This window comes from Pseudomonas onubensis (assembly GCF_965653655.1).
Lineage (GTDB): Bacteria > Pseudomonadota > Gammaproteobacteria > Pseudomonadales > Pseudomonadaceae > Aquipseudomonas.
The window spans coordinates 24,577-48,869 of sequence record NZ_CBFHAZ010000032.1; the positions used below are offsets into that span (position 1 = coordinate 24,577).

General features: G+C 60.3%; 24 protein-coding genes. 19 read left to right on the forward strand and 5 right to left on the reverse strand.

The features are described 5' to 3' along the window. Positions 1 to 21: 21 nt before the first annotated feature. The 9 genes from ACTD9P_RS13230 (at position 22) to ACTD9P_RS13270 (ending at position 8,326) form a co-directional block, all read left to right on the forward strand. A complete protein-coding gene (locus ACTD9P_RS13230) occupies positions 22 to 1,023 on the forward strand; it encodes a response regulator (protein WP_219337767.1) in 1,002 nt (333 codons plus the stop codon). A 251-nt stretch (positions 1,024 to 1,274) separates the two neighbouring features. Continuing rightward, positions 1,275 to 2,370 (forward strand): peptide chain release factor 2 gene (gene prfB, locus ACTD9P_RS13235; RefSeq protein ID WP_096236834.1). Its coding sequence is split into 2 segments (ribosomal slippage): positions 1,275 to 1,346 and positions 1,348 to 2,370, totalling 1,095 coding nucleotides; the frame shifts between segments, so codons are not numbered across the junction. A gap of 63 nt (positions 2,371 to 2,433) precedes the next feature. Beyond that, positions 2,434 to 3,936, forward strand: coding sequence for a lysine--tRNA ligase (gene lysS / locus ACTD9P_RS13240; protein WP_200434492.1), 1,503 nt, complete (start codon positions 2,434 to 2,436; stop codon positions 3,934 to 3,936). Positions 3,937 to 4,049: 113 nt separating this feature from the next. Further along, entirely contained in the window at positions 4,050 to 4,754 is a 705-nt protein-coding gene (locus ACTD9P_RS13245; protein WP_438868029.1) for a TetR/AcrR family transcriptional regulator, read from the forward strand. Between the two features lie 38 nt (positions 4,755 to 4,792). Continuing rightward, positions 4,793 to 5,353, forward strand: coding sequence for a hypothetical protein (locus ACTD9P_RS13250; RefSeq protein WP_438868030.1), 561 nt, complete (start codon positions 4,793 to 4,795; stop codon positions 5,351 to 5,353). A 21-nt stretch (positions 5,354 to 5,374) separates the two neighbouring features. Further along, positions 5,375 to 6,652, forward strand: coding sequence for a flavohemoglobin expression-modulating QEGLA motif protein (locus ACTD9P_RS13255; RefSeq protein ID WP_017137104.1), 1,278 nt, complete (start codon positions 5,375 to 5,377; stop codon positions 6,650 to 6,652). Between the two features lie 171 nt (positions 6,653 to 6,823). Next, a complete protein-coding gene (locus tag ACTD9P_RS13260; RefSeq protein WP_438868031.1) occupies positions 6,824 to 7,729 on the forward strand; it encodes an alpha/beta hydrolase in 906 nt (301 codons plus the stop codon). After that, positions 7,726 to 8,052 (forward strand): PA3694 family proteiin, encoded by a 327-nt coding sequence (locus tag ACTD9P_RS13265; RefSeq protein ID WP_056857566.1) that lies wholly within the window; start codon positions 7,726 to 7,728, stop codon positions 8,050 to 8,052. The genes ACTD9P_RS13260 and ACTD9P_RS13265 overlap by 4 nt, the downstream gene beginning before the upstream one ends. Before the next feature lie 100 nt (positions 8,053 to 8,152). Then, entirely contained in the window at positions 8,153 to 8,326 is a 174-nt protein-coding gene (locus ACTD9P_RS13270; RefSeq protein WP_438868032.1) for a hypothetical protein, read from the forward strand. A 51-nt stretch (positions 8,327 to 8,377) separates the two neighbouring features. Here ACTD9P_RS13270 and lptF read toward each other — a convergent pair whose 3' ends face one another. From lptF to ACTD9P_RS13285, 3 genes are all read right to left on the reverse strand, one after another. Then, positions 8,378 to 9,163, reverse strand: a complete 786-nt coding sequence (gene lptF / locus ACTD9P_RS13275; RefSeq protein ID WP_138816488.1) for a lipotoxin F family OmpA-related lipoprotein LptF — start codon at positions 9,161 to 9,163, stop codon at positions 8,378 to 8,380. 55 nt (positions 9,164 to 9,218) lie between these two features. Then, complete coding sequence (locus ACTD9P_RS13280; RefSeq protein WP_017137109.1) at positions 9,219 to 9,644, reverse strand: DUF4398 domain-containing protein; 426 nt, start codon at positions 9,642 to 9,644, stop codon at positions 9,219 to 9,221. 281 nt (positions 9,645 to 9,925) lie between these two features. Then, entirely contained in the window at positions 9,926 to 10,270 is a 345-nt protein-coding gene (locus ACTD9P_RS13285) for a pilin assembly protein (protein WP_138816487.1), read from the reverse strand. A gap of 184 nt (positions 10,271 to 10,454) precedes the next feature. Between ACTD9P_RS13285 and ppc the strand changes: the two genes are divergently transcribed. From ppc to ACTD9P_RS13315, 6 genes are all read left to right on the forward strand, one after another. Continuing rightward, complete coding sequence (gene ppc, locus ACTD9P_RS13290) at positions 10,455 to 13,082, forward strand: phosphoenolpyruvate carboxylase (protein ID WP_438868033.1); 2,628 nt, start codon at positions 10,455 to 10,457, stop codon at positions 13,080 to 13,082. Positions 13,083 to 13,362: 280 nt separating this feature from the next. After that, positions 13,363 to 14,010 (forward strand): adenylate kinase, encoded by a 648-nt coding sequence (adk, locus tag ACTD9P_RS13295; protein ID WP_438868034.1) that lies wholly within the window; start codon positions 13,363 to 13,365, stop codon positions 14,008 to 14,010. A 90-nt stretch (positions 14,011 to 14,100) separates the two neighbouring features. Then, entirely contained in the window at positions 14,101 to 14,784 is a 684-nt protein-coding gene (tsaB, locus tag ACTD9P_RS13300) for a tRNA (adenosine(37)-N6)-threonylcarbamoyltransferase complex dimerization subunit type 1 TsaB (protein WP_438868035.1), read from the forward strand. A 252-nt stretch (positions 14,785 to 15,036) separates the two neighbouring features. Beyond that, complete coding sequence (locus tag ACTD9P_RS13305; protein ID WP_438868036.1) at positions 15,037 to 15,339, forward strand: hypothetical protein; 303 nt, start codon at positions 15,037 to 15,039, stop codon at positions 15,337 to 15,339. Next, on the forward strand, positions 15,339 to 16,199 hold the full coding sequence (locus tag ACTD9P_RS13310) for a DUF72 domain-containing protein (protein WP_438868038.1): 861 nt from the start codon (positions 15,339 to 15,341) through the stop codon (positions 16,197 to 16,199). Before ACTD9P_RS13305 ends, ACTD9P_RS13310 begins: the two co-directional genes overlap by 1 nt. Positions 16,200 to 16,226: 27 nt before the next feature. Beyond that, complete coding sequence (locus ACTD9P_RS13315) at positions 16,227 to 17,054, forward strand: isocitrate lyase/PEP mutase family protein (protein WP_438868039.1); 828 nt, start codon at positions 16,227 to 16,229, stop codon at positions 17,052 to 17,054. 1 nt (position 17,055) lies between these two features. On the opposite strand, the gene ACTD9P_RS13320 is transcribed toward ACTD9P_RS13315, so the two are convergent. Continuing rightward, positions 17,056 to 17,676, reverse strand: coding sequence for an energy transducer TonB (locus ACTD9P_RS13320; protein WP_438868040.1), 621 nt, complete (start codon positions 17,674 to 17,676; stop codon positions 17,056 to 17,058). 96 nt (positions 17,677 to 17,772) lie between these two features. Here ACTD9P_RS13320 and ACTD9P_RS13325 point away from each other — a divergent pair, with 96 nt between their 5' ends. Continuing rightward, positions 17,773 to 18,555 carry a class I SAM-dependent methyltransferase gene (locus tag ACTD9P_RS13325; protein ID WP_438868041.1) on the forward strand — a complete coding sequence of 261 codons (783 nt, stop codon included), beginning with the start codon at positions 17,773 to 17,775 and terminating at the stop codon, positions 18,553 to 18,555. Between the two features lie 105 nt (positions 18,556 to 18,660). On the opposite strand, the gene ACTD9P_RS13330 is transcribed toward ACTD9P_RS13325, so the two are convergent. Next, positions 18,661 to 19,305: a TetR/AcrR family transcriptional regulator gene (locus tag ACTD9P_RS13330; RefSeq protein WP_438868042.1), complete on the reverse strand. Its 645-nt coding sequence runs from the start codon at positions 19,303 to 19,305 to the stop codon at positions 18,661 to 18,663. A gap of 93 nt (positions 19,306 to 19,398) precedes the next feature. Between ACTD9P_RS13330 and ACTD9P_RS13335 the strand changes: the two genes are divergently transcribed. From ACTD9P_RS13335 to ACTD9P_RS13345, 3 genes are all read left to right on the forward strand, one after another. Then, positions 19,399 to 20,499: an efflux RND transporter periplasmic adaptor subunit gene (locus ACTD9P_RS13335; protein WP_438868043.1), complete on the forward strand. Its 1,101-nt coding sequence runs from the start codon at positions 19,399 to 19,401 to the stop codon at positions 20,497 to 20,499. 6 nt (positions 20,500 to 20,505) lie between these two features. Then, positions 20,506 to 23,571 (forward strand): efflux RND transporter permease subunit, encoded by a 3,066-nt coding sequence (locus ACTD9P_RS13340; protein ID WP_438868044.1) that lies wholly within the window; start codon positions 20,506 to 20,508, stop codon positions 23,569 to 23,571. A 113-nt stretch (positions 23,572 to 23,684) separates the two neighbouring features. Beyond that, positions 23,685 to 24,167, forward strand: a complete 483-nt coding sequence (locus ACTD9P_RS13345; RefSeq protein ID WP_438868045.1) for a LysE family translocator — start codon at positions 23,685 to 23,687, stop codon at positions 24,165 to 24,167. Positions 24,168 to 24,293 lie beyond the last annotated feature (126 nt).

A 24,293-nucleotide genomic window follows, 5' to 3' on the forward strand; every position in this document is an offset into this window, starting at 1 on the left:
CAGTAATTCAGGTGACTGCACATGAATGATTTACAGATCGACGACATCAAGACCGACGAAAACGCTGCCATGGTGTTGCTGGTCGACGACCAGGCCATGATCGGCGAAGCCGTGCGACGTGGCCTGGCCCACGAAGAAAACATCGATTTTCACTTTTGCGCCGACCCGCATCAGGCGATTGCCCAGGCGATCCGGATCAAGCCGACGGTGATCCTGCAAGACCTGGTGATGCCCGGCCTTGATGGCCTGACACTGGTGCGCGAATACCGCAACCACCCGGCCACGGCGAATATCCCGATCATCGTGCTTTCCACCAAGGAAGACCCGCTGATCAAGAGCGCGGCGTTTTCGGCCGGGGCCAATGATTACCTGGTCAAGCTGCCGGATAACATCGAGTTGGTGGCGCGCATTCGCTATCACTCGCGCTCGTATATGACGCTGTTGCAGCGCGATGCGGCTTACCGCGCACTGCGCGTGAGCCAGCAGCAGTTGCTGGACACCAATTTGGTGCTGCAACGGTTGATGAACTCCGATGGCCTCACCGGGCTGTCCAACCGCCGCCACTTTGACGAATACCTGGAGTTGGAATGGCGTCGTGCCATGCGTGACCAGACCCAGCTGTCGTTGTTGATGATCGACGTGGACTTCTTCAAGACCTACAACGACAGCTTTGGCCACGTGGAAGGTGATGAAGCCCTGCGCAAAGTCGCCGCGAGCATCCGTGACGCCAGCAGCCGACCTTCGGACTTGCCGGCGCGGTACGGCGGTGAAGAGTTTGCGCTGGTGCTGCCGAACACCTCGCCGGGCGGTGCGCGCCTGGTGGCCGAGAAGCTGCGCATGGCCGTTGCCGGGCTGAAGATCCCGCACATAGCCCCGGCTGAAGGGGCGAGCCTGACTATCAGTATTGGCCTGTCGACCATGACGCCGGTGCAGGGCACGGATTGTCGGCAGCTGATCATGGCGGCGGACAAGGGGTTGTATACGGCCAAGCATAATGGGCGTAATCAGGTCGGTATCGAGTAATTGACAACGACGCTGACCCTCTGTGGGAGCGGCGGTGCGACGATTCGACTTGCTCGCGAATGCGGTGGGTCAGTGACTGATTCACCACCTGACACACCGCATTCGCGAGCAAGCCCGCTCCCACATTTGACTCTTCATTGTCTTTGAGATCGTGCACAACCCCCGCCTTTTCGCCAAGCGGGCTGCCGTTAGCCCCGGTTTGTCGTTATACTCGTCGGCTTTCAAAAGTTCGCCAACGAGTGCTGCCCGCCATGGAAATCAACCCGATCCTTAACACCATCAAGGACCTGTCCGAGCGCTCCGAAACTATTCGGGGGTATCTTTGACTACGATCAAAAGCATGAGCGTCTGACCGAAGTCAATCGCGAGCTTGAAGATCCGGCTGTCTGGAACAAACCTGAATACGCCCAGGAACTGGGCCGCGAGCGCGCTGCGCTGGCGCAGATCGTCGACACCCTCGACGAGTTGAACACCGGTCTGGGCGATTGCCGCGACCTGCTGGACATGGCCGTCGAAGAAAACGACGAAGGCGCAGTGGGCGATGTCGTCGCCGAGCTGGCCCGTCTCGAGGAAAACCTCGCCAAGCTTGAATTCCGCCGCATGTTCAGCCACGAAATGGACCCGAACAACGCCTACCTGGACATCCAGGCCGGCTCCGGCGGCACCGAGGCCCAGGACTGGGCCAACATCCTGCTGCGCATGTACCTGCGCTGGGCGGATAAACGCGGTTTCGACGCCACTATCATGGAACTGTCGGCCGGTGAAGTCGCTGGCATCAAGGGCGCGACCGTACACATCAAGGGCGAATACGCCTTTGGCTGGTTGCGCACCGAGATCGGCGTACATCGCCTGGTGCGCAAGAGCCCGTTCGACTCCGGCAACCGTCGCCATACGTCGTTCTCCGCAGTTTTCGTCTCGCCAGAGATCGACGACAAGGTGGAAATCGAGATCAACCCGGCCGACCTGCGCATCGACACCTACCGCTCCTCCGGTGCCGGTGGCCAGCACGTAAACACCACCGACTCGGCCGTACGTATTACCCACGTACCGACCAACACCGTGGTCAGCTGCCAGAACGAACGTTCCCAGCACGCCAACAAGGACACCGCCATGAAAATGCTGCGGGCCAAGTTGTACGAGCAGGAAATGCAGAAGCGCAACGCGGCGTCCCAGGCGCTGGAAGACACCAAGTCGGATATCGGCTGGGGCCACCAGATCCGTTCGTATGTGCTTGATGCGTCGCGGATCAAGGATCTGCGCACTAACATCGAACGCAGCGACTGCGACAAGGTGCTCGACGGCGATATCGACGAATACCTGGAAGCCAGCCTGAAATCCGGCCTGTAAAAAGATTGTAGGCGATCCCCGGCCTACGCCGGGGACAACGAACCTGATGGAAAATTTAAAGACATGAGCGACCAACAACTCGACCCGCAAGCCCTGCAACAGGAAGAAAACTCCCTGATCGCCCTGCGCAAGGAAAAGCTTGCTGCCGAGCGCGCCAAGGGCAATGCCTTCCCGAACGACTTCCGCCGTGACAACTACTGCGATGCCTTGCAGAAACAGTACGCGGACAAGACCAAGGAAGAGCTGGCAGAGGCTGCAATCCCGGTCAAGGTAGCGGGTCGCATCATGCTCAACCGTGGCTCGTTCATGGTGATCCAGGACATGACCGGTCGTATTCAGGTGTACGTCAACCGTAAAACCCTGCCTGAAGAAACCCTGGCCTCGGTGAAAACCTGGGACATGGGCGACATCATTGCGGCCGAAGGCACCCTGGCACGTTCCGGCAAGGGCGACCTGTACGTTGAAATGACCAGCGTGCGTCTGCTGACCAAGTCGCTGCGCCCGTTGCCGGACAAGCACCACGGCCTGACCGACACCGAGCAACGCTACCGCCAGCGCTACGTTGACCTGATCGTCAACGAAGACGTACGCCAGACCTTCCGCGTGCGTTCGCAAGTGATTGCGCACATCCGCAGCTTCCTGATGGCGCGTGACTTCCTCGAAGTGGAAACACCGATGCTGCAAACCATCCCTGGTGGTGCCGCAGCCAAGCCGTTCGAAACCCACCACAACGCGCTGGACCTGGAAATGTTCCTGCGTATCGCGCCGGAGCTGTACCTCAAGCGCCTGGTGGTAGGCGGCTTTGAGAAGGTGTTCGAGATCAACCGCAACTTCCGTAACGAAGGTGTCTCGACCCGTCACAACCCGGAATTCACCATGTTGGAGTTCTACCAGGCTTACGCCGACTACGAAGACAACATGGACCTCACCGAAGAGCTGTTCCGCGAGCTGGCGCAGTTGGTGCTGGGCAGCACCGACGTGCCTTACGGCGACAAGGTGTTCCACTTCGGCGAGCCGTTCGTGCGTCTGTCGGTGTTCGACTCGATCCTCAAGTACAACCCTGAGTTGACCGCCGACGACCTGACCGACCTCGACAAGGCCCGCGCCATCGCCAAGAAAGCCGGCGCCAAGGTGCTGGGCTTCGAAGGCCTGGGCAAATTGCAGGTGATGATTTTCGAAGAACTGGTGGAGCACAAGCTGGAACAGCCGCACTTCATTACCCAATACCCGTTCGAAGTGTCGCCGCTGGCCCGTCGCAACGATGACAACCCGAACGTCACCGACCGTTTCGAGCTGTTCATCGGCGGCCGCGAAATCGCCAACGCCTACTCCGAGCTTAACGACGCCGAAGACCAGGCCGAGCGCTTCATGGCCCAGGTGGCCGACAAGGACGCTGGCGACGACGAGGCGATGCACTACGACGCCGACTTTGTTCGCGCCCTGGAATACGGCATGCCGCCAACCGCCGGTGAAGGTATCGGCATCGACCGGTTGGTGATGTTGTTGACCAACTCGCCGTCGATCCGCGATGTGATCTTGTTCCCGCACATGCGGCCACAAGCGTAAAAGCAGCCGCCTTCTGAGTAAGGCGGCTTTTTTTTGACTTAGTGGCGGAAGCTTTAAGCCGCAAGCTGCAAGCTTTCCGTGATCGCTTTTACTTGTCGCTTGGAGCTTGAAGCTTGCAACTTTATTCCCCATCTTCCGTTGCCGCCTCGGTGGTTGATAGCGTCCAGTACCAAGGCCGCAAGGCCAGCCGCCGAGGCAGCGAGCAACGTCGGCAAGACATTCTCGATGCGGCCATGCGCATCGTCGTGCGTGATGGTGTACGCGGTGTGCGCCATCGCGCGGTAGCAGCAGAGGCCGGCGTGCCGTTGTCGGCCACCACCTATTACTTCAAGGACATCGATGACCTGCTCACCGATACCTTCGCCCAATACGTTGAGCGCAGCGCTGCCTTCATGGGCAAGCTGTGGGTGCGCAATGAAGGCCTGCTGCGCGAGATGGTCGCCTATGGCGATGGCAGCCCGCAGTCACGCTCACAACTGGCCGATGACATTGCGCGGCTGACCGCCGACTACGTGATGCGCCAACTGACCAACCGCCGCGAACACTTGATGGCCGAACAGGCCTTTCGTCAGGAAGCCTTGCTCAACCCGCGCCTGGCTGAGTTGGTGCGCTCGCACCAGCAGATTCTGTTGCAGGGCACCGGGCAGTTTTTCCAGGTATTGGGCTCCCGCGAGCCGCAACAGGATGCCAGAGTGTTGACGGCGATAATCGGTCGGATGGAATATCAGGGCCTGCTTGGCGGCCCTGAGCCTCTGACGGGTGACGAGATGCTTGAGATTCTCAAGCGTTACATGCACTTGGTGTTGGCCTCGGTCTAGCCCAGCCCCTTTGCGATCCACTTTATGTGGGGTATTCGATGAAAGCCTGGCGTGTCATAGCAATCGCCTTGTCGTTCCTGCTGCTCAGCGGTTGCCTGGTCACCTTCAAGGACCCGCTGCCGGCCCGTGAAGCCGCGCCCGACGCCTTGCTCGGCCACTGGTCGAGTAAAAACGCCTGGGGCGAACCGTTGAATCTGCAGATCACCCGTGTTGATCAGCAGCATTACAAGGCTGTGAGCTACCCTAAAGCCAAACCGGGCCAGCGCGATGAGTACCTGTTTACGGTGTCGCGTCACGGCAACCGCTGGTACCTGTCGGCGCCGTTGCCGGCGGCATTCGGTGGCAATTACTTCCTGGCAGGGTTCGACTTTGAAGGTGAGGGCGACAAACAGCGTGAATTGGTGGTCTACAACCTCGACCTTGAGCAGATCCATCAGGCCATAGGTCAGAACGCCTTGCACGGCAGCACGGTGGATACCGTCGAAGGTGCCGGCGTACGGGTCGACAGCCCCATGGACCAGGTGTTTGCCTACCTGGATGACCCGGCCAATGCCGATGTGTTCGTTGAAGCCGTGCGCTACCAGCGCGCGGGCAAATAACGTTTAAAGAGGAAGCACCGGGTGGACGATTACCAGCAGACGATACGCACCTTGTCCGATCGCATTGTGCTGGCGCAAACACCGATTCGCGTCCTCGACGCCGTGAAGTGGGACGAGAACATTCGCCAGGGCTTTCTCAAGGCCAAGGGCAAGGCCATGCCGGCCGTGGACCGCGATTACTACCTGGGCCGGCCGCTGTCGTTCGACTCCAGCGCGGTGAAGCTGGAGTTCCAGAACATCGAGCGCGACATCACCCGCCGTCTCGGCCAGTTCAGCCCGGTGGGGCAGATCATGCGTCGTATGTGCCGCGAGTACCGCATGGTGGTGCGCATGCTCGAAGCGCGTGGCACCGAGGATTTCGGCCTGATTTCCCAGGAACTCTATGGCGCCGCCTCGGATGCGTTTCACGCCGGTGACCCGACGCTGGCCGACCTGGGCCTGATGATGTCCGACTACCTGAACCAGATCGACGGCCGTGGCGACCTCAAGGACGAAGCCAAGACGCTCACGGCCAAGCATGCCGTGGCCTTGCTGCAAACCCGTTTGAACAAGGTGTTCGGTGAAGCCGAAGAGACCATCCGCGTGTTCGAGTCCGACGGTATCGTCGCCGATGCGGCGGCCGGCGCCGACTACATCAAGATCCGCGCCGACGCGATGTTCAACGAGCGTGATGTGCGCGCGCTGGAAGTGCACGAAGGCCTGGTGCACGTCGGCACCACGCTCAATGGCCAGAACCAGCCGATCTGCACGTTCCTGTCGAAAGGGCCGCCATCCTCAACGGTGACCCAGGAAGGCCTGGCGATTCTGATGGAGATCATCACCTTTGCCTCCTACCCCAGCCGCCTGCGCAAACTGACCAACCGCACCCGCGCCATCCATATGGTCGAGGAGGGCGCCGATTTCCTGCAGGTGTTCGAGTTCTTCCGCGAGCAAGGCTTTGAGATGGCCGAAAGCTACGGCAATGCCAGCCGCGTGTTCCGTGGTTCGACGCCGACGGGGCTGCCGTTTACCAAGGATCTGTCCTACCTCAAGGGCTTTATCATGGTCTACAACTACATCCAGCTGGCGGTGCGCAAAGGCAAGCTGGAACAAGTGCCGCTGCTGTTCTGCGGCAAAACCACCCTGGAAGACATGCGCACCCTGCGCCAACTGGTCGACGAAGGCCTGGTGGTGCCACCCAAGTACTTGCCCGAGCAGTTTCGCGACATGAACGCGCTGGCGGCGTGGATGTGCTTCTCCAACTTCCTCAACCACCTGAGCCTGGACCGGATCGAGGCGGATTACTCGAATATCCTCTAAGCGATACACCTGAAGAAACCGAATCAAAAATGTGCGAGCGGGCTTGCTCGCGAAAGCGGTACATCAGCCACACATGTATCGACTGACACGCCGCCTTCGCGAGCAAGCCCGCTCCCACATTTGGAACTCCACAAGGCTGCAGATCGCGGCCAAATCGCGAGGCTTCAACGGATGAGAATCCTCGGCATTCTTTGCCTGCTACTCACTTTAAACGGCTGCAGCTCACTGCTGTTCTACCCCGAACCCGGCCTGCCGTTCACGCCGGAAAAAGCCCACCTGCAATACCGCGACGTCACCCTGACCACCGCCGACGGTGTAAAGCTGCGTGCCTGGTGGTTGCCGGCCAAACCCGGTGTACCGCTCAAAGGTACGGTGCTGCACCTGCACGGCAATGGCGGCAACCTGGCCTGGCACCTGGGCGGCAGTTGGTGGTTGCCGGAGCAGGGCTATCAGGTGCTGTTGCTGGACTATCGCGGTTATGGCCTGTCTGAAGGCAAGCCGTCATTGCCGGCGGTTTATCAGGACATCGATGCGGCATTCGGCTGGATCGACCAGGCCCCCGAAACCCAAGGCCAGCCGCTGATCGTGTTGGGCCAGAGCCTGGGCGGTGCGCTGGCGGTGCATTACCTGGCGGCACACCCGCAGCGTCAAACCCAGCTCAAGGCGCTGGTGCTGGACGGCGTGCCCGCCAGTTATCGTGACGTAGGACAATTCGCCCTCAGCACCTCCTGGTTAACATGGCCGTTTCAGGTGCCGCTGTCGTGGCTGGTGCCCGACGCCGACAGTGCGATCAATGCCATGCCCCAGCTCACCGGCGTGCCCAAGCTGCTGTTCCACAGCCTGGATGACCCGATTGTGCCGGTGGCCAACGGCATTCGCCTGTACCAGGCCGCGCCGCCACCGAGGGTGTTGCAGTTGACCCGTGGCGGCCATGTGCAGACCTTTGCCGACAAGACCTGGCAAACCGTGATGCTGCGCTATCTGGATGACCCGCAGCACTTCAACGGCCTGCGCCGTCTGGGCGAGATCCCGAATTACCCTATTCCTAAAGTTGATTCATCAGAGAGCCCGCAATGAGCGAAGAACGCAACATGATCCCGCTGATCCTCACCGGCATCGGCACCATCATCGGCACGGTCGGCTGCCTGTGGTACTACGGCTACCTGCACTTCGCCAAGCCGGAAGACGCGTTGTTGCTCAGCGACTTCACCCTGCTCAAGACCGTGCCGGGCGAGGACTACAAGGTTTCGCTGACCCCGGCTGCGCAAGTGGCGCAATGCATTGATGGGGTGTTGGTGATGTTTGATACCGAACAGAAAGGCTTGAGTGGCGTGCTGGTGAACAACAAGAAACAAGCCGTGCGTTGCATGGGCCAGGAAACACCGCAACTGCAGGAGTGATATTGAAATATCTGGAACCGTATTCCGTAAGACGCCACTTAAGGGCTTGTCAGCGTTGCTGATGGATAACTTATGAATGGCCAGTCAAGGGAGAGTCACGGTGGATATTGGTGCGATAAACAGGATGATGGATATGCTCCGGGCGCAGCAAAGCCTGGATGAGCTCAGCGCGTGGGACGCCGAGCCTTCCCAAAAGGAGCAGGACGAAACCAGGCGGCGCACGGAGTTCGAGCTTGCAGGCAGCGACGACAGCAATCGTCAGATCCAATTCTGAAGCAAAAAAAACCACCGTTTCCGGTGGTTTTTTTCATCCTGCGTCAATTAATCAGTTAGCAACGGAAGAACGTGGCTTGACTGGCTGGTTGTCGTTGGAGATGGTCACTTCAACGCGGCGGTTCATGGCACGGCCCGAAACGCTGCCGTTGTCGGCAACCGGGTATTCCTTGCCGTAACCCTGGGTCACGATGCGCGAGATATCCACGCCTTGTTGAGCCAGTGCACGTTGTACCGACGCCGCACGACGCTCGGACAGGCTCTGGTTGTACGAGTCCGAACCGGTGCTGTCGGTGTAGCCTTCGACGATCACTTTACGGTCCGGGTTGTCGCGCAGGAACTGCGCCAGCTTGGTGATGTTCACCAGGCCGCTGGATTTCAGGTCGGACTTGTTGGTGGCGAACAGTACGTCACCGAAGGTCACCAGGGTGCCGCGATCGGTCTGCTTGGCGTTCAAGCTGTCTTGCAGTTGCTTGATCTGTGCATCACGGGCTTGCAGCAGCGCCTTGGCACGTTCGTCACCGGCGTTTTTCAGTTTGGCTTCGGACTCACGCAGCGAGATGGTGTCTTTGGCCACTTCAACGCGCTGGTTGGTCAGGTAAGCCAACTGGTCGACTTTCTTCTCGTCTTCCTTGTCGCGGTAGGCTTTGTCAGCCTTGTCCAGCCAGTCGCTGGCGTCCTTGGTTTCCAGCGCCGCAATCTTGGTGGCTTGCGGGTTGGCTTGCAGGGCCGAGAAGTTGGTCCGTGCGTTTTCCAGGTTCTGGTTCGGCGGGGTGGAGCAGGCCGCCAGAGCAACGCTCATCGCCAGCAGGGCAGGGATCATCAATTGTTTACGCATAGTCGTGTCGTCCTTTCAATTCGATATCGGGTGCAATGCAATCAGTGGCGGCGGCTTATTGCTGTTTGATAACAGCCGGGCGCATGCCTTCCTGACGCAGCTCCTGAACAGCTTTCTGGGAATCCTTCACAGCCTGGTCAGCCTTGGCAGCCTGGGCCTTGCGCTCTGCGACACGGGCATCCCACTCGGCTTGTTCAGCCAGCTGGCGCGCTTTGTCGTAGTTCTTGTCATGCATGGCCAGCTCAGCCGCTTTGAGCTTGTCCTGGGCCGACTTCATTTCTACCGCTGCGTACTCGGTGCCGCCGGCGCTGACCGCGCTGTTTACGGCAGACTGGGTCACGGCGTATTGCTCGGTCGGCGGGTTGCCGGCGCAGCCCGCCAGAACGAAGCTGGTGCCGATTGCCAGCGCGGCCAATTTCAGCCCGCGCAGATGGTTAAACGAGGATTTGGCAGTGCTGGTCTTCATCGTCTTCAACTCCATTGGATAACTCCTGAAAAATCAAAATCCACTTCATTGGTTGGCGGTTGCGAGCCCGGCGGTAAAGCACCAAATGCCCTTTCAAACGGCCGTTCCAAGTGATGGCTTACTGGCTGTGACCGGAGGCTTTTTTCAAAAGTTCAGCGAAGATGGCGATTTGCCTAAAAAAATATCTGACTGTTTGGTCAGCGTTTAAAAGTTTGAACTTTTGTGTTGCGCAGAGGTACGCCGAGCCTCTGTGAGGCCCGGAATACCGGGGTTAAACGGGGTTTTTCGAATGTTTATCAGTGCTGCTGTTTGTCGGAGGTAGCTGACAAATCATGCAGATAGCGACGTGAAAGAGTCAGAAAGCGCGGCGTCGGGCCGACGTCCTCGTACAGTGGGTCACCCTCTTCATCTGTGGCGATCACATGCTGGCCCTTGATGTAGGGGAAGCTCGCTTCCAGCTCTTCAAGGGCCGCGCCGATCAGCTCGCCGAGCAACTCTTCGGTGCTGCGCTTGGGGTACATCTCGGCGATAGCGGCCAGGCGCGCAGCCGACTCGACGTCCAAATGGATCGCGTACTCGGTTTTGGTCAGGCGACCCTTGGCGTTCTCTTCCCAATGCTGGGCCAGTTCTCGAATTTTCATGGCAACCTCAATAAGCCCGCGATGGCAGGCGGTGATGGGTGTCCAGTCGCCTGCGTGGGTAACGCGGCGACTCACTGTTGAGACTAGCTGCAAGTCGCAAGGTTTAAAGTGTCTTGTCAGAAACTGACGCGGGCGGCACTCTGGAAGGCCTGCGCGTCCCGGATTTCTGGCTGGAGATTGGTTGATGAGTGATATCGATGCACGCTTGCGTGAGGACGTTCACCTGCTGGGTGAGCTGCTGGGCAACACCATTCGAGAGCAGTACGGCGATGCTTTTCTCGACAAGATCGAGCAGATCCGCAAAGGTGCCAAGGCTGACAGGCGAGGTGCTGGTGATGAGTTGAGCACCAGTCTCAATCAGTTACAGGAAGACCAACTGCTGCCTGTGGCGCGGGCGTTCAACCAGTTTCTCAACCTGGCCAACATCGCCGAGCAGTACCAGCTGATCCATCGGCGCGATGAATCGCAACCGGCGCCGTTCGAGTCCCGCGTGCTGCCGGAGTTGCTGGCTCGCTTGCAAAGCGAAGGCCACAGTGACGAATCTTTGGCCCGGCAGCTGGCACGCCTGGAGATCGAGCTGGTGCTCACCGCCCACCCGACCGAAGTGGCGCGCCGCACGCTGATCCAGAAATACGATGCGATCGCCGCACAACTGGCGTTGCAGGATCACCGCGACCTCACCGGCGCCGAGCGCGAGCAGATTCGCCAGCGTTTGCAGCGGCTGATCGCCGAAGCCTGGCACACCGAAGAGATCCGCCGCATCCGGCCCACGCCGGTAGACGAAGCCAAGTGGGGCTTTGCGGTGATCGAGCATTCGCTGTGGCATGCCATTCCCAATTATTTGCGCAAGGCCGACCAGGCCTTGCACGCCGCCACCGGCCTGCGCCTGCCACTTGAGGCGGCGCCAATTCGCTTTGCTTCGTGGATGGGCGGCGACCGTGACGGCAACCCCAATGTCACCGCGCCGGTCACCCGCGAAGTGTTGCTGCTGGCGCGCTGGATGGCGGCGGACTTGTATCTGCGCGATGTCGATCACCTGGCCTCGGAGCTGTCCATGCAGCAGGCCAGCCCTGCATTGCAGGCCAAGGTCGGGGATAGCGTCGAACCTTACCGTGCCTTGCTCAAGCAACTGCGCGAACGCCTTCGCGCCACGCGCCAATGGGCGCATACCTCGCTCACGGCCAGCACGCCGGCGCCTGCCGAAGTGCTGCAAAACAACCGCGACCTGCTCGACCCGCTGGAGCTGTGCTATCAGTCGCTACATGAGTGCGGCATGGGCGTGATCGCCGATGGCCCGTTGCTCGATTGCCTGCGCCGCGCCGTGACCTTTGGCCTGTTCCTGGTGCGCCTGGACGTGCGTCAGGATTCCAGTCGGCACTCGGCGGCCATGACCGAAATCACCGATTACCTGGGCCTGGGCCGTTATGAAGACTGGGACGAAGAAGCGCGCATCAGCTTCTTGAGTAAAGAGCTGACCAATCGCCGGCCGCTGCTGCCGGGTTATTTCAAACCGTCGGCAGACACTGCAGAGGTGTTGAACACCTGCAAGGAAATCGCCGCCGCGCCGGCAGCGTCACTCGGTTCGTATGTGATCTCCATGGCGGGGGCTGCCTCGGACGTGCTGGCGGTTCAACTGCTGCTTAAGGAGTCAGGCGTGCAACGGCCGATGCGCGTGGTGCCGCTGTTTGAAACCCTGGCCGACCTGGATAACGCCGGGCCGGTGATGGAGCGCCTGTTGCAATTGCCGGGCTATCGCGCGCGCTTGCAAGGCCCGCAGGAAGTGATGATCGGCTATTCGGACTCGGCCAAGGACGCCGGCACCACCGCCGCGGCCTGGGCACAGTACCGGGCCCAGGAACGCCTGGTGGATATCTGCCGCGAACAACAGGTGGAGTTGCTGTTGTTCCACGGTCGCGGCGGCACCGTTGGCCGTGGCGGCGGCCCGGCGCATGCGGCGATCCTGTCGCAGCCGCCAGGCTCGGTGGCGGGGCGTTTCCGTACGACCGAACAAGGCGAGATGATCCGCTTCAAGTTCGGCCTTCCGGACATTGCCGAGCAGAACCTCAACCTTTATCTGGCTGCCGTGCTGGAAGCCACGTTGCTGCCACCACCACCACCTGAGCCGGCCTGGCGTCATCTAATGGACGAATTGGCGGCAGACGGTGTCAGTGCTTACCGCGCCGTGGTGCGGGAAAATCCGCAGTTCGTCGAATACTTCCGCCAGTCCACACCCGAGCAGGAGTTGGGCCGCTTGCCATTGGGCAGTCGCCCGGCCAAGCGTCGTGCGGGCGGTATCGAGAGCCTGCGCGCAATACCGTGGATCTTTGGCTGGACCCAAACCCGCCTGATGCTGCCCGCCTGGCTAGGCTGGGAAGCGGCATTAAGCAAGGCGCTGGAGCGGGGTGAAGGCGAGTTGCTGGGGCAGATGCGCGAGCAATGGCCGTTCTTCCGCACCCGTATCGATATGCTCGAGATGGTGCTGGCCAAGGCCGATGCCGACATCGCGCGGCTGTATGACGAGCGTTTGGTGCAGCCGGACCTGCTGCCATTGGGTGCGCACTTACGCGACCTATTGTCGCAGGCATGCAACGTGGTGCTTGGCCTGACCGGCCAGTCGCAACTGCTGGCCCATAGCCCTGACACGCTTGAGTTCATTCGCTTGCGCAACACGTACCTCGACCCGTTGCACCTGCTGCAGGCCGAGTTGCTGGCACGTTCGCGTCAACAGGAGGCGGCGCAGGACAGCCCTCTGGAACAGGCGCTGCTGGTGTCTGTGGCCGGTATTGCTGCCGGTTTGCGCAACACTGGCTAAGGTTTTCTGCGTGTTCTCAATGGCTTGCAGATAAACAACGACGGCCGCCCGGAAACGGGCGGTCGGCGTTTATAAGGCCGGGTTGCACTCAGGCACACCCTACCTATGACTGCATGCCGGGCGCGGTTCTTGCGACTTTTGGCGGCTTGTATGGATAGAGCCCGCTGTGTATCTTGATCAGCCTTTGGCCGTTTGATCGGCCAGGACCCACATTTTTACGAGATTGGCCCCACGCGGCGAATCCGAGCGTCATCTCTATAAAAAATTGAGGAGCACATCGATGCGCGTCATTCTGCTGGGAGCTCCCGGGGCCGGTAAAGGTACTCAGGCAAAGTTCATCACTGAAAAATTCGGCATTCCACAAATCTCCACCGGCGACATGCTGCGTGCCGCCGTCAAGGCCGGCACCGAGCTGGGCCTGATCGCCAAGGGCGTGATGGACAGCGGCGGCCTGGTCTCCGATGACCTGATCATCAACCTGGTCAAGGAACGCATCAGCCAGGAAGACTGCAAAAACGGTTTCCTGTTCGACGGTTTCCCGCGCACCATTCCCCAGGCGCAAGCCTTGGTGAAAGCTGGCGTTGAGCTGGACGCTGTGGTTGAAATCGCAGTTGAAGACGAAGAAATCGTTCAGCGTATTGCCGGCCGTCGCGTTCACGAAGGCTCGGGCCGCGTGTACCACATCGTCTACAACCCGCCAAAGGTTGAAGGCAAAGACGATGTGACCGGCGAAGACCTGGTACAGCGTAAGGACGACACCGAAGAAACCGTGCGCCATCGCCTGTCGGTCTACCATTCGCAGACCAAGCCGCTGGTGGATTTTTACCAGAAGCTGTCGGCTGCCCAAGGCAAGCCGAAGTACAGCCACATCCCTGGCGTGGGTTCGGTAGAATCCATCACTGCCAAGGTGCTTGAAGCACTGAGCTGATCCTTCGATCGGCTTTGCGTACAACGGCCCGCTTGCGGGCCGTTGTTGTTTATACTGGCGCACTTTTTTTCGACTTGGACACCTACACCGATGAGCACCCTGCTGGCCCTGGACACCGCGACTGAAGCTTGCTCTGTCGCCTTGCTGCACGATGGCAAGGTTACGAGCCACTACGAGGTGATCCCGCGTCTGCATGCGCAGAAGCTGTTGCCGATGATCAAGCAATTGCTGGAAGACGCGGGCACTACGCTGTCAGCCGTGGATGCGATTGCTTTTGGCCGTGGCCCAGGCGCGTTTACTGGCGTGCGTATCGCCATTGGTGTGGTGCAGGGCCTTGCCTTTGCGCTGGAACGCCCGGTATTGCCGGTCTCCAACCTTGCGGTGTTGGCCCAGCGCGCATTGCGTGAACACGGCGCTACGCAGGTGGCCGCAGCGATTGATGCGCGCATGGATGAAGTGTATTGGGGCTGCTACCGCGAGACCGCTGGCGAAATGCGTTTAGTCGGCGTGGAAGCCGTACAGCCTCCGCAATCGTCGGTGTTGCCTGCTGACGCCAGCGGCGATTGGTTTGGTGCCGGTACTGGCTGGGGTTATGGCGAACGCATCAATGTGCAACTGGCGGGGCAGGACGCTGCCATGTTGCCCCACGCCGAAGACTTGCTGACCCTGGCACGTTTCGCTTTCGAGCGCGGTGAAGCGATTCCGGCCGACCAGGCTGCACCGGTTTATCTGCGCGATAAAGTTGCGCAAACCAAGGCTGAGCGCGGCCTTTAATTGTGGCGAGGAAGCTTGCTCCCGTCGGGCCGCGAAGCGGCCCCGCCCTTAAAAACCGGGACTGCTGCGCAGTCCAGCGGGAGCAAGCTCCCTCGCCACAGTAAGTGCGGCACACCGGCAATTCCGCCAATCGTCAGAATTTGCCTCAGTTTGTAAACCTTTTACAAATTATGTGTTCTAGTTATCACCAGAGCATTTGCGCGCTACGGAAAGTGCCGCTAAATTGCCATCATTGATACCGAGTCCGCATGTATGCGTATAGACGGCTTTTCCTCACAGTCCTACCCACTCAAGCGTAAGCCGCGCAAGGCGAACGTCACGGTAGACGAGTCCGTCGAAGATTCGCCGGACTTCATCGAGGTTCATTCCGAGTCGCAGCCCAGTGCCCAAGGTTCTGGCGCTGCACGCGTCAGTGGCCTTCCGGCCCGTCAGCAAGACATGGTCTTCCCCCGTTCCATGAGCAAAAGCGTCGCCACCGCACTGGCCAGCTACCTGACCACCGCCGGCTTTGTCGAATGGGATATGGAAGTGCTGGGCCTCGACATCCATATCTGATGCGCTTGCCTTACTACATCGGCTGCCCGTCCTGGAGTGAAAACGCCTGGCGCGAGTACCTGTACCCGGCCGATGCGCGTTCCAGCGACTACCTCGCCCTGTATTCCCAAGTCTTCAATGCCGTTGAAGGCAACACCACGTTTTATGCCCGCCCTTCGGCCGCCACGGTGCAGCGCTGGGCTGAAATCATGCCCGAGGATTTTCGCTTCACCGCCAAATTCCCCGGCGATATCAGCCACGGCGGTGACCTGTGCGAACAGTTACCGGCGGCAGAAAGTTTTGTCGGTTTGATGAGCCCGCTGGGTGAGCGGGTTTCACCGCTGTGGCTGCAATTGTCGGCGAGCTTTTCACCGCAACGCCTGGGCGAACTGGCCGCTTTCATTGATGGCCTGGAGCGTCCGCTGGCCGTGGAAGTGCGTCACCCGGAGTTCTTCGCCAAGGGCGATGCCGAGCGCAGGCTCAACCGGCTGTTGCGCGACCGTGGCGTCGAGCGTATTTGCCTTGATCCACGTGCTCTGTTCAGTTGCACTTCAACGTCGGCCGCTGTGCTGCACGCCCAATCGAAAAAGCCCAAGGTGCCAACACGGCCGGCGGCGCTGACGCTGTTTCCTCAAGTACGCTTCATCGGCCACCCGGAGTTGGAGGCCAATGACCCGTTCCTGATCCCGTGGGTGGAAAAAATTGCTGGCTGGATCGAAGAAGGGCGTACGCCTTATGTGTTCCTGCACACCTCGGACAACCGCCTTGCCGCGCAACTGGCGCTGCGTTTTCACCAACAGTTGATGCTGCGCCTGCCGGGTTTGCCAGCGCTGCCGACCTTGCATCGGGAACCCGCAGCGGAGCAACTGGGGTTACTCTAGGGCTCCTTTTTCCGACAGGAGTCAGCCATGGATGCCCAAACCCTTCGCGCCGAAACGTTCAAGGCCTTGCATGAGCGTGACCGCGCGTTTGTGATGCCCAACCCGTGGGACGCCGGCTCCGCCATCATGCTCGCCAGCCTGGGTTTTGAGGCGTTGGCCACGACCAGTGCGGGCTATGCGTTCAGCCTTGGGCGACCGGATGCGGAAGGCGCGTTATCCCTTGAAGACACCTTGGCCAATGCGTCAGCGATTGTGCGGGCCACTGCGCTGCCGGTGGCGGCCGATCTGGAGAACGGCTTCAGCGACACCCCCGAAGGCTGCGCCCAGACCATTCTGCGCGCCGCGGCCAGCGGTATTGTGGGGGGCTCTATCGAAGACGCCACAGGCATTGCGGTCGACCCGATCTACCCGTTTGACCTGTCGGTAGAGCGTGTGGAAGCTGCCGTCGCCGCTGCCCGCAGTTTGCCATTTGCCTTTACGCTCACAGCCCGTGCAGAAAACCTCCTGCATGGTCGCCTGGATTTGCCTGACACCATCCGCCGCTTGCAAGCCTACGCCGAAGCCGGTGCGGACGTGCTCTACGCCCCCGCTTTGCGCAGTGCCGAAGAAGTGCTCGCAGTGGTCAAGGCGGTGGCGCCCAAACCTGTGAATGTGCTGATGTCCGGTGGCTTGAACCTGAGCGTGGCGCAGTTGAGCGAGATGGGCGTGCGCCGCATCAGTGTCGGCTCGGCCATGGCCCTGGCGGCGTATGGCGAATTCTATCGGGCGGCGCAGGAGGTGTATGAGTTGGGCACCTTTACCTTCACTGAACGCAAAATGCCGTTCAGTCAGGCCAACCGTTTTTTCAAAGACTGAATCAGGCCGCCAGTCGCAGGTTATTGAGGATCAGCGGGCGCGCCCAATGGTAGTCGAAGTCCAGCGCCTTCTGTTGCGCCACCAGCTCTTCCGCCGGGTATGGCGTGGCAGGCGGTGGCAGCAGGTCCAGTTCGAATTCGGCAATCGGCAGGTGCAGCGGCTGGGGTTGCGGCGCCGGGCCAGGCTCAGGCGGCGGGTTGCCGGCGTTGAGCACAAGCGGGCGGACCCAGCCGCTGTCGAAGTTTTGCTGGCGCTGCTGGGCGATGATTTCTTCTGCCGGGAACGGCGTGGCAGGCGGCGGCAGCAACTCGGTTTCAAATTCGGCGATGGGCAGGAACAGCGGCTCCGGCGGGGCGATCTCGGTGTCGTGTACGTCGCACTCACGCTGGGTGAGGATCTGCGACAACAGGTCAGCGCCTTCGCTGGGTTCTACCGCCGGGTCCTTTGGTGCCGGGGCTTTGGCCCCCAGCGCGCCTGGCGTATCGCCAAGCTGCTCGGCCAACGCACGGGCGAAGAAGTCCTGCCACACATGGCTCACCCCGGCCAGCGCTTGAGTATTGCGCAGGCCGTAGTGGTTGTGGGTCGGCAGTACACCGATGGTTAGGGGAAGAATGTCTGACATTTTTCTCGGTCGACGCTCAGCTCTGGCAAAATACCTGACTGTTGTTTTTATCGGCCGTTGTTTGCCGATCCTTAATATTTTTGAGCGTAGCGATTGATGAGCGAACAACCAGCGGCCAGCCGCATTCGGGTCGAGGCTTTGGCCGACGGTTTCAAGGCCCGTGCCGAGCACTGGGCCACGCAGCTTGGCCTGCCTTTGCAGCTGGATGAGGCGGATTTTTCCCTGCAAGTCGGGGAACACGGCCTGCAATTGCAGCAGCTCGGGCCTGACGCGCCGGGGCCGGTACGCGTGGATTTTGTCGAAGGTGGCGCGGCGCATCGGCGTTTATACGGCGGTGGCAGCGGGCAGATGATCGCCAAGGCGGTCGGCGTTGCCCAGGGCGTGCGCCCGCGGGTGCTGGACGCCACGGCGGGCTTGGGCAAGGACGCGTTCGTCCTCGCCAGCCTGGGCTGCGAGATGAACCTGATCGAGCGTCAGCCGTTGATCGGTGCCTTGCTCGAGGACGGCCTGGCCCGTGGTGCGGATGACTTCGAAGTGGCGCCGATTGTGGCGCGCATGACGTTGCTCAAGGGCAACTCGATCGAGGTGATGCGCAACTGGGAGGGCGAGCCGCCGCAGGTGATCTACCTGGACCCGATGTTCCCGCACCGTGAGAAAACGGCGCTGGTAAAGAAGGAAATGCGCCTGTTTCGCCCATTGGTGGGCGATGATCCGGATGCACCGGCTTTACTCGCCGCAGCCTTGGCCCTGGCCAGCCACCGCGTGGTGGTCAAGCGCCCGCGCAAGGCGCCGTGTATCGACGGGCCGAAACCGAGCCACGCGTTGGATGGCAAGTCCAGCCGGTATGACATTTACCCCAAGAAGGCGCTCAAACCTTAAATTTTCACTGGCCTCCAGGGCCTCTTCGCGAGCAAGCCCGCTCCCACTTTGGAATGCATTCCAACTGTGGGAGCGGGCTTGCTCGCGAAAGCGTCCTTCCAAACACTACAAGTCTTCAGGCCGATACGCCCGCATAAACAACCCCACCACCTCCTGCACATGCGCTTCGGCAGCTTCTTCGCTCAATTGACCGCCACACCCATACAACAAGCAAAAATTCGCCGTGCCCTTGAGCAGGCAAAAGAAGTGCTCGGCCGCCGTAAACGGTTTGTCGATGCTCAAGGCGCCGCTCTGGTCGATACGGCTGAGCAGGCGCTCCATGCCTTGCAGCATGCGCATAGGCCCGGCTTCAAAGAAGATCTGCGAGAGTTTCACGTCCTGGTTGCCGGTGGTCATCATCAAGCGGTGCAGGTTCACCGATTCTTCGCTGTTGATAAGCCGGTGGAAGCCGCGCGCGATGTTCAGCAGCACGGTGTGCACTGGCATGCCTGCGGGCAACTCGAAATACATCACCGGCAACTGTTCCTCGCACTTGGCCACGACGGCGGCGGTGAACAAGGTCTCTTTATCGGTGAAGTGGCTGTAGACCGTCAGTTTTGACACGCCGGCTTCAAGGGCCACGGCATCCATGCTGGTGCTGGCGTAGCCATTGCTCAAAAACAGGATTTTGGCTGCTTCGAGGATTGCCTGGCGTTTTGCCATGTCCTTGGGACGCCCGGGGCTATTGGTGTTTATATGATTGTCGGACATTTTCACCTTTAATACTGGACTGGTGAGTTTGGTATTAATAACATACCGGCCAGTATAATTATTCCTAGCTCCATTTGCGAAAGGTCCTTCAGCATGCGCAGTACTTTCCTGCCCCTTGCGTTGCCTGTCAGCCTGGTCTTCCTGTTGGCCGCCTGCGGCCATGAAGAAGCGGCCCAAACCACCATTCGCCCGGCCATGGTGGTGCAACCGCAGCCGTCAGCACTGGCGATGGACAGTTTTCCGGGTGAGGTACGCGCCCGTTATGAGCCGGACCTGGCCTTTCGCATCGGCGGCAAAGTCAGTAAGCGCCTGGTGGAGGAGGGCGAGCGGGTCAAGGCCAACCAGCCATTGGCAGAGCTCGACCCCCAGGACGTTCGCCTGCAACTGGAAGCCACCCGCGCCCAGGTCGCCGCCGCCGAAGCCAATCTGAGCCTGGTGCGCGCCGAACGCGACCGCTACAAAACCCTGATGGACCGTCAGATGGTCAGCCGCTCGCAGTACGACAATTCCGAAAACCTCTACCGAGCAGGTGAAGCGCGCCTTAAGCAGATCAAGGCTGAGTTCGACGTGTCGAGCAACCAGGCCGGCTACGCCGTGTTGCGTGCGCCTCAAGATGGCGTGGTTGCCAAGCGTGCGGTAGAAGTCGGCCAAGTGGTGTCCGCCGGCCAAACGGTGTTCACCCTGGCCACGGACGGCGAGCGCGAAGTGCTGATCAGCCTGCCCGAGCAAGGATTCGGCCGCTTCAAGATCGGCCAGCCGGTGGCGGTGGAGTTGTGGAGCCAGCCCGACCAACGTTTTGCCGGGCGCATTCGTGAACTCTCACCCGCCGCTGACCCAAAATCTCGCACCTTCGCCGCACGTGTCGCCTTCACCGGCGGCAAAGTCCCTGCCGAGCTGGGCCAGAGTGCCCGCGTCTTCATCCAGGCCGATGGCGTCGTTCCATTGTCAGTGCCGCTGTCGGCCCTTAGCGCAGAAAACGGTGCGTCCTACGTCTGGCGGGTACAGCCGGACAACACGCTCAAACGAACGCCGGTGCGCATCGGTGCCTTTGGTGAAAAAACCGTGCCGGTGCTCGAAGGCTTGGCTCCCACGGATTGGGTGATTGCGGCGGGTGTGCATGTGCTCCATGAGGGCCAGCAAGTGCGCCCGGTGGATCGCTCCAACCGAGTAGTGAATCTGGCGGCCAAGGAGTAGTCCCCGATGGGTTTCAATCTTTCCGAATGGGCGTTGCGTAATCGCCAGATCGTACTGTTCCTGATGATCCTGCTGGCAGTGGTCGGCACCTTGTCCTACACCAAGCTGGGGCAAAGTGAAGACCCGCCGTTTACCTTCAAGGCCATGGTCATCAAGACCAACTGGCCGGGCGCCACGGCGCAGGAAGTCTCGCGGCAGGTCACTGAGCGTATCGAGAAGAAGCTGATGGAGACCGGCGAGTATGAGCGTATTGTCTCGTTCTCGCGGCCCGGTGAGTCCCAGGTCACCTTCATGGCCCGCGACTCGATGCACTCGGCGCAAATCCCGGAGCTGTGGTATCAGGTGCGCAAGAAGATCAGCGATATTCGCCAGACCTTGCCACCGGATATCCAGGGGCCGTTTTTCAACGATGAATTCGGCACCACCTTCGGCAATATCTACGCTCTGACCGGTGACGGTTTTGATTACGCGGTGCTCAAGGACTACGCCGACCGCATCCAGATTCAACTGCAACGCGTGCCCGATGTGGGCAAGGTCGAGTTGTTGGGCCTGCAGGACGAGAAGATCTGGATCGAGCTGTCCAACCTCAAGCTCGCCACCCTCGGCTTGCCATTGGCTGCGGTGCAGCAGGCACTGCAGGAGCAGAACGCCGTCTCCACCGCCGGTTTCTTTGAAACCCCGACGGAACGCGTGCAACTGCGGGTCTCGGGTAACTTCAAAACCGTCGATGAGATCCGTAACTTCCCGATCCGCGTAGGGGACCGCACCTTCCGCATCGGTGACGTGGCGCAAATCCACCGCGGCTTCAACGACCCTCCGGCGCCGCGCATGCGCTACATGGGCGCAGACGCCATTGGCCTGGCCGTGGCGATGCGTGATGGCGGTGACATTCTGGTACTCGGCAAAGCGCTCGAAGGCGAATTCGCACGCCTGCAGAAGAACCTTCCGGCAGGCATGGAACTGCGCAAGGTCTCGGACCAACCGGCGGCGGTGAAAACCAGCGTCGGCGAATTCGTCCAGGTACTGGCTGAGGCCCTGGCTATCGTGCTGCTGGTGAGCTTCTTCTCTCTCGGCGTACGCACCGGCATGGTGGTGGCCCTGGCGATCCCGCTGGTGCTGGCGATGACTTTTGCAACCATGTATTACCTGGGCATCGGCCTGCACAAAATCTCCCTCGGCGCCTTGGTGTTGGCCCTGGGCTTGCTGGTGGACGATGCAATCATCGCCGTGGAAATGATGGCGATCAAAATGGAGCAGGGCTACGACCGGCTCAAGGCCGCGAGTTTTGCCTGGACCAGCACCGCGTTCCCGATGCTCACTGGCACATTGATTACCGCCGCAGGTTTCCTGCCGATTGCCACTGCGCAATCAAGCACCGGCGAATACACCCGTTCGATTTTTCAGGTGGTGACCATTGCCCTGTTGGCCTCGTGGGTCGCGGCGGTGGTATTTGTGCCGTACCTGGGAGAAAAACTCCTGCCGGACCTGGCGAAGATTCATGCGGCCAAACACGGCACTGATGGGCCAGATCCCTACGGCACACCGTTCTACCAGCGGGTAAGACGCTTGGTCGAATGGTGTGTGCGTCGGCGCAAAACCGTGATCGTATTGACCTTGTTGTTGTTTATCGGCTCGGTGGCGCTGTTCCGTTTTGTGCCACAGCAGTTCTTCCCGGCCTCCGGTCGCCTGGAACTGATGGTCGACCTGAAACTGGCTGAAGGTGCCTCGCTGAGCAACACCGCCGACCAGGTCAAGCGCCTGGAAGCCTTGCTCAAGGAACATGCCGGCATCGACAACTACGTGGCCTACGTGGGCACCGGTTCGCCGCGTTTCTACCTGCCGCTGGACCAGCAACTACCGGCCGCCAGCTTTGCGCAGTTTGTGGTGTTGGCCAAAACCATCGAAGAACGTGAAAGCCTGCGCACCTGGCTGATCGAGACCCTTAACGAACAATTCCCCGACCTGCGTTCACGCGTCACACGCCTGGAAAACGGCCCGCCCGTGGGCTACCCGGTGCAGTTTCGCGTGACCGGCGAGCACATCGAAGAAGTCCGTGCCCTGGCACGCAAGGTCGCGGCCAAGGTTCGCGAAAATACCCACGTGGTCAACGTGCACCTGGACTGGGAAGAACCGAGCAAGATCGTCTACCTGAATATCGACCAGGACCGCGCCCGTGCCCTCGGCGTCAGCACCGCCAACCTGTCGAAGTTCCTGCAAAGTTCCTTGACCGGTTCCAGCGTCAGCCAGTACCGCGAGGACAACGAGTTGATCGAGATCCTGCTGCGCGGCACCGTGCATGAACGTACCGAACTGTCACTGCTGCCGAGCCTGGCGGTGCCGACCGACAACGGCAAAAGCGTAGCGCTGTCGCAGATTGCAACCCTCGAATATGGCTTTGAAGAAGGCATCATCTGGCACCGCAATCGCCTGCCGACGGTGACCGTGCGTGCCGACATCTACGGCAAGGAACAGCCGGCGACCCTGGTCCAGCAGATCCTGCCGACTCTGGAAGGTGTGCGCGCCGAACTGCCGGATGGCTACCTGCTCGAAGTGGGCGGCACCGTCGAGGATTCGGCCCGTGGCCAGAACTCGGTCAAGGCCGGCGTGCCGCTGTTTATCGTGGTAGTGCTGACCTTGCTGATGCTGCAACTGCGCAGTTTCTCACGCACTGCAATGGTGTTTCTGACGGCGCCGCTGGGCTTGATCGGCGTGACCTTGTTCCTGCTGGTGTTCCGCCAGCCCTTCGGCTTTGTCGCCATGCTCGGCACCATCGCGCTGTCGGGCATGATCATGCGTAATTCGGTGATCCTGGTGGACCAGATCGAACAAGACATCAAGGCTGGGCTCACGCCTTGGCAAGCGATCATCGAAGCCACCGTCCGACGCTTCCGCCCGATTGTACTGACGGCGCTTGCGGCGGTACTGGCGATGATTCCGCTGTCGCGCAGCGTGTTCTTCGGGCCGATGGCTGTGGCAATCATGGGCGGGCTGATTGTGGCGACGGCGTTGACGTTATTGTTCTTGCCGGCCCTGTATGCTGCGTGGTTCCGAGTGAGGAAGGACGTCGTGTAATCATGGTGTCTACTGTTTTAGCCTTGATGTTGCTACTACTTGCCCCAGGTCCGACCAACACTCTGCTTTTGCGGGCTGGGGTGTTATTCGGGTTCAAGGCTTCATGGAGGCTGGTGTTTATCGAGTGCCTGGCTTACCTGTTGCAGGTTTCCGTGTGGGGTGTTGCACTGCGCTATCTGGTGGAATACTCGCTGTGGGCGTTGATGGCCGTACAACTGGCAGCGGCTTGCTACCTGTTGCATGTCTCATTCACGCTGTGGCAACGCCACACCAGCAGTATCGACTCAAGCCACGATCGATTTTCCAGCCTGCATTTTTTCTGGCTCACGGTGATGAACCCCAAGGGCCTGCTGATTGTTTCGTTTATCGCGCCGGTCGGCACATTCGCCTCGTTGTCGGGGTATGCCGGGTTCATGGCTCTGCTGGCGATGGTGGTGATACCGGTAGGCACTGCCTGGATCGTACTGGGCAGCCGTTTTGAAGGGCTTCAGAAAGCCTGGTTGACCCCCTTGAAGATCAGCCGCATCACCTCTGTGGCTATCGGTTGTTTTGCCACAATCATGATGGGGCGATTGGCAGGGGCGGTGATTCATTGATTCACATGCTGATGCAAACCGGCGTGTGCGGATTTGGAACGGTTGTTTTTTTTACTCCACTCAGAATTGCCTGATGGACAGGCACAGGTTTGGACTTTGCCAATTCGGCAGTCTGGCCTTTTTGAA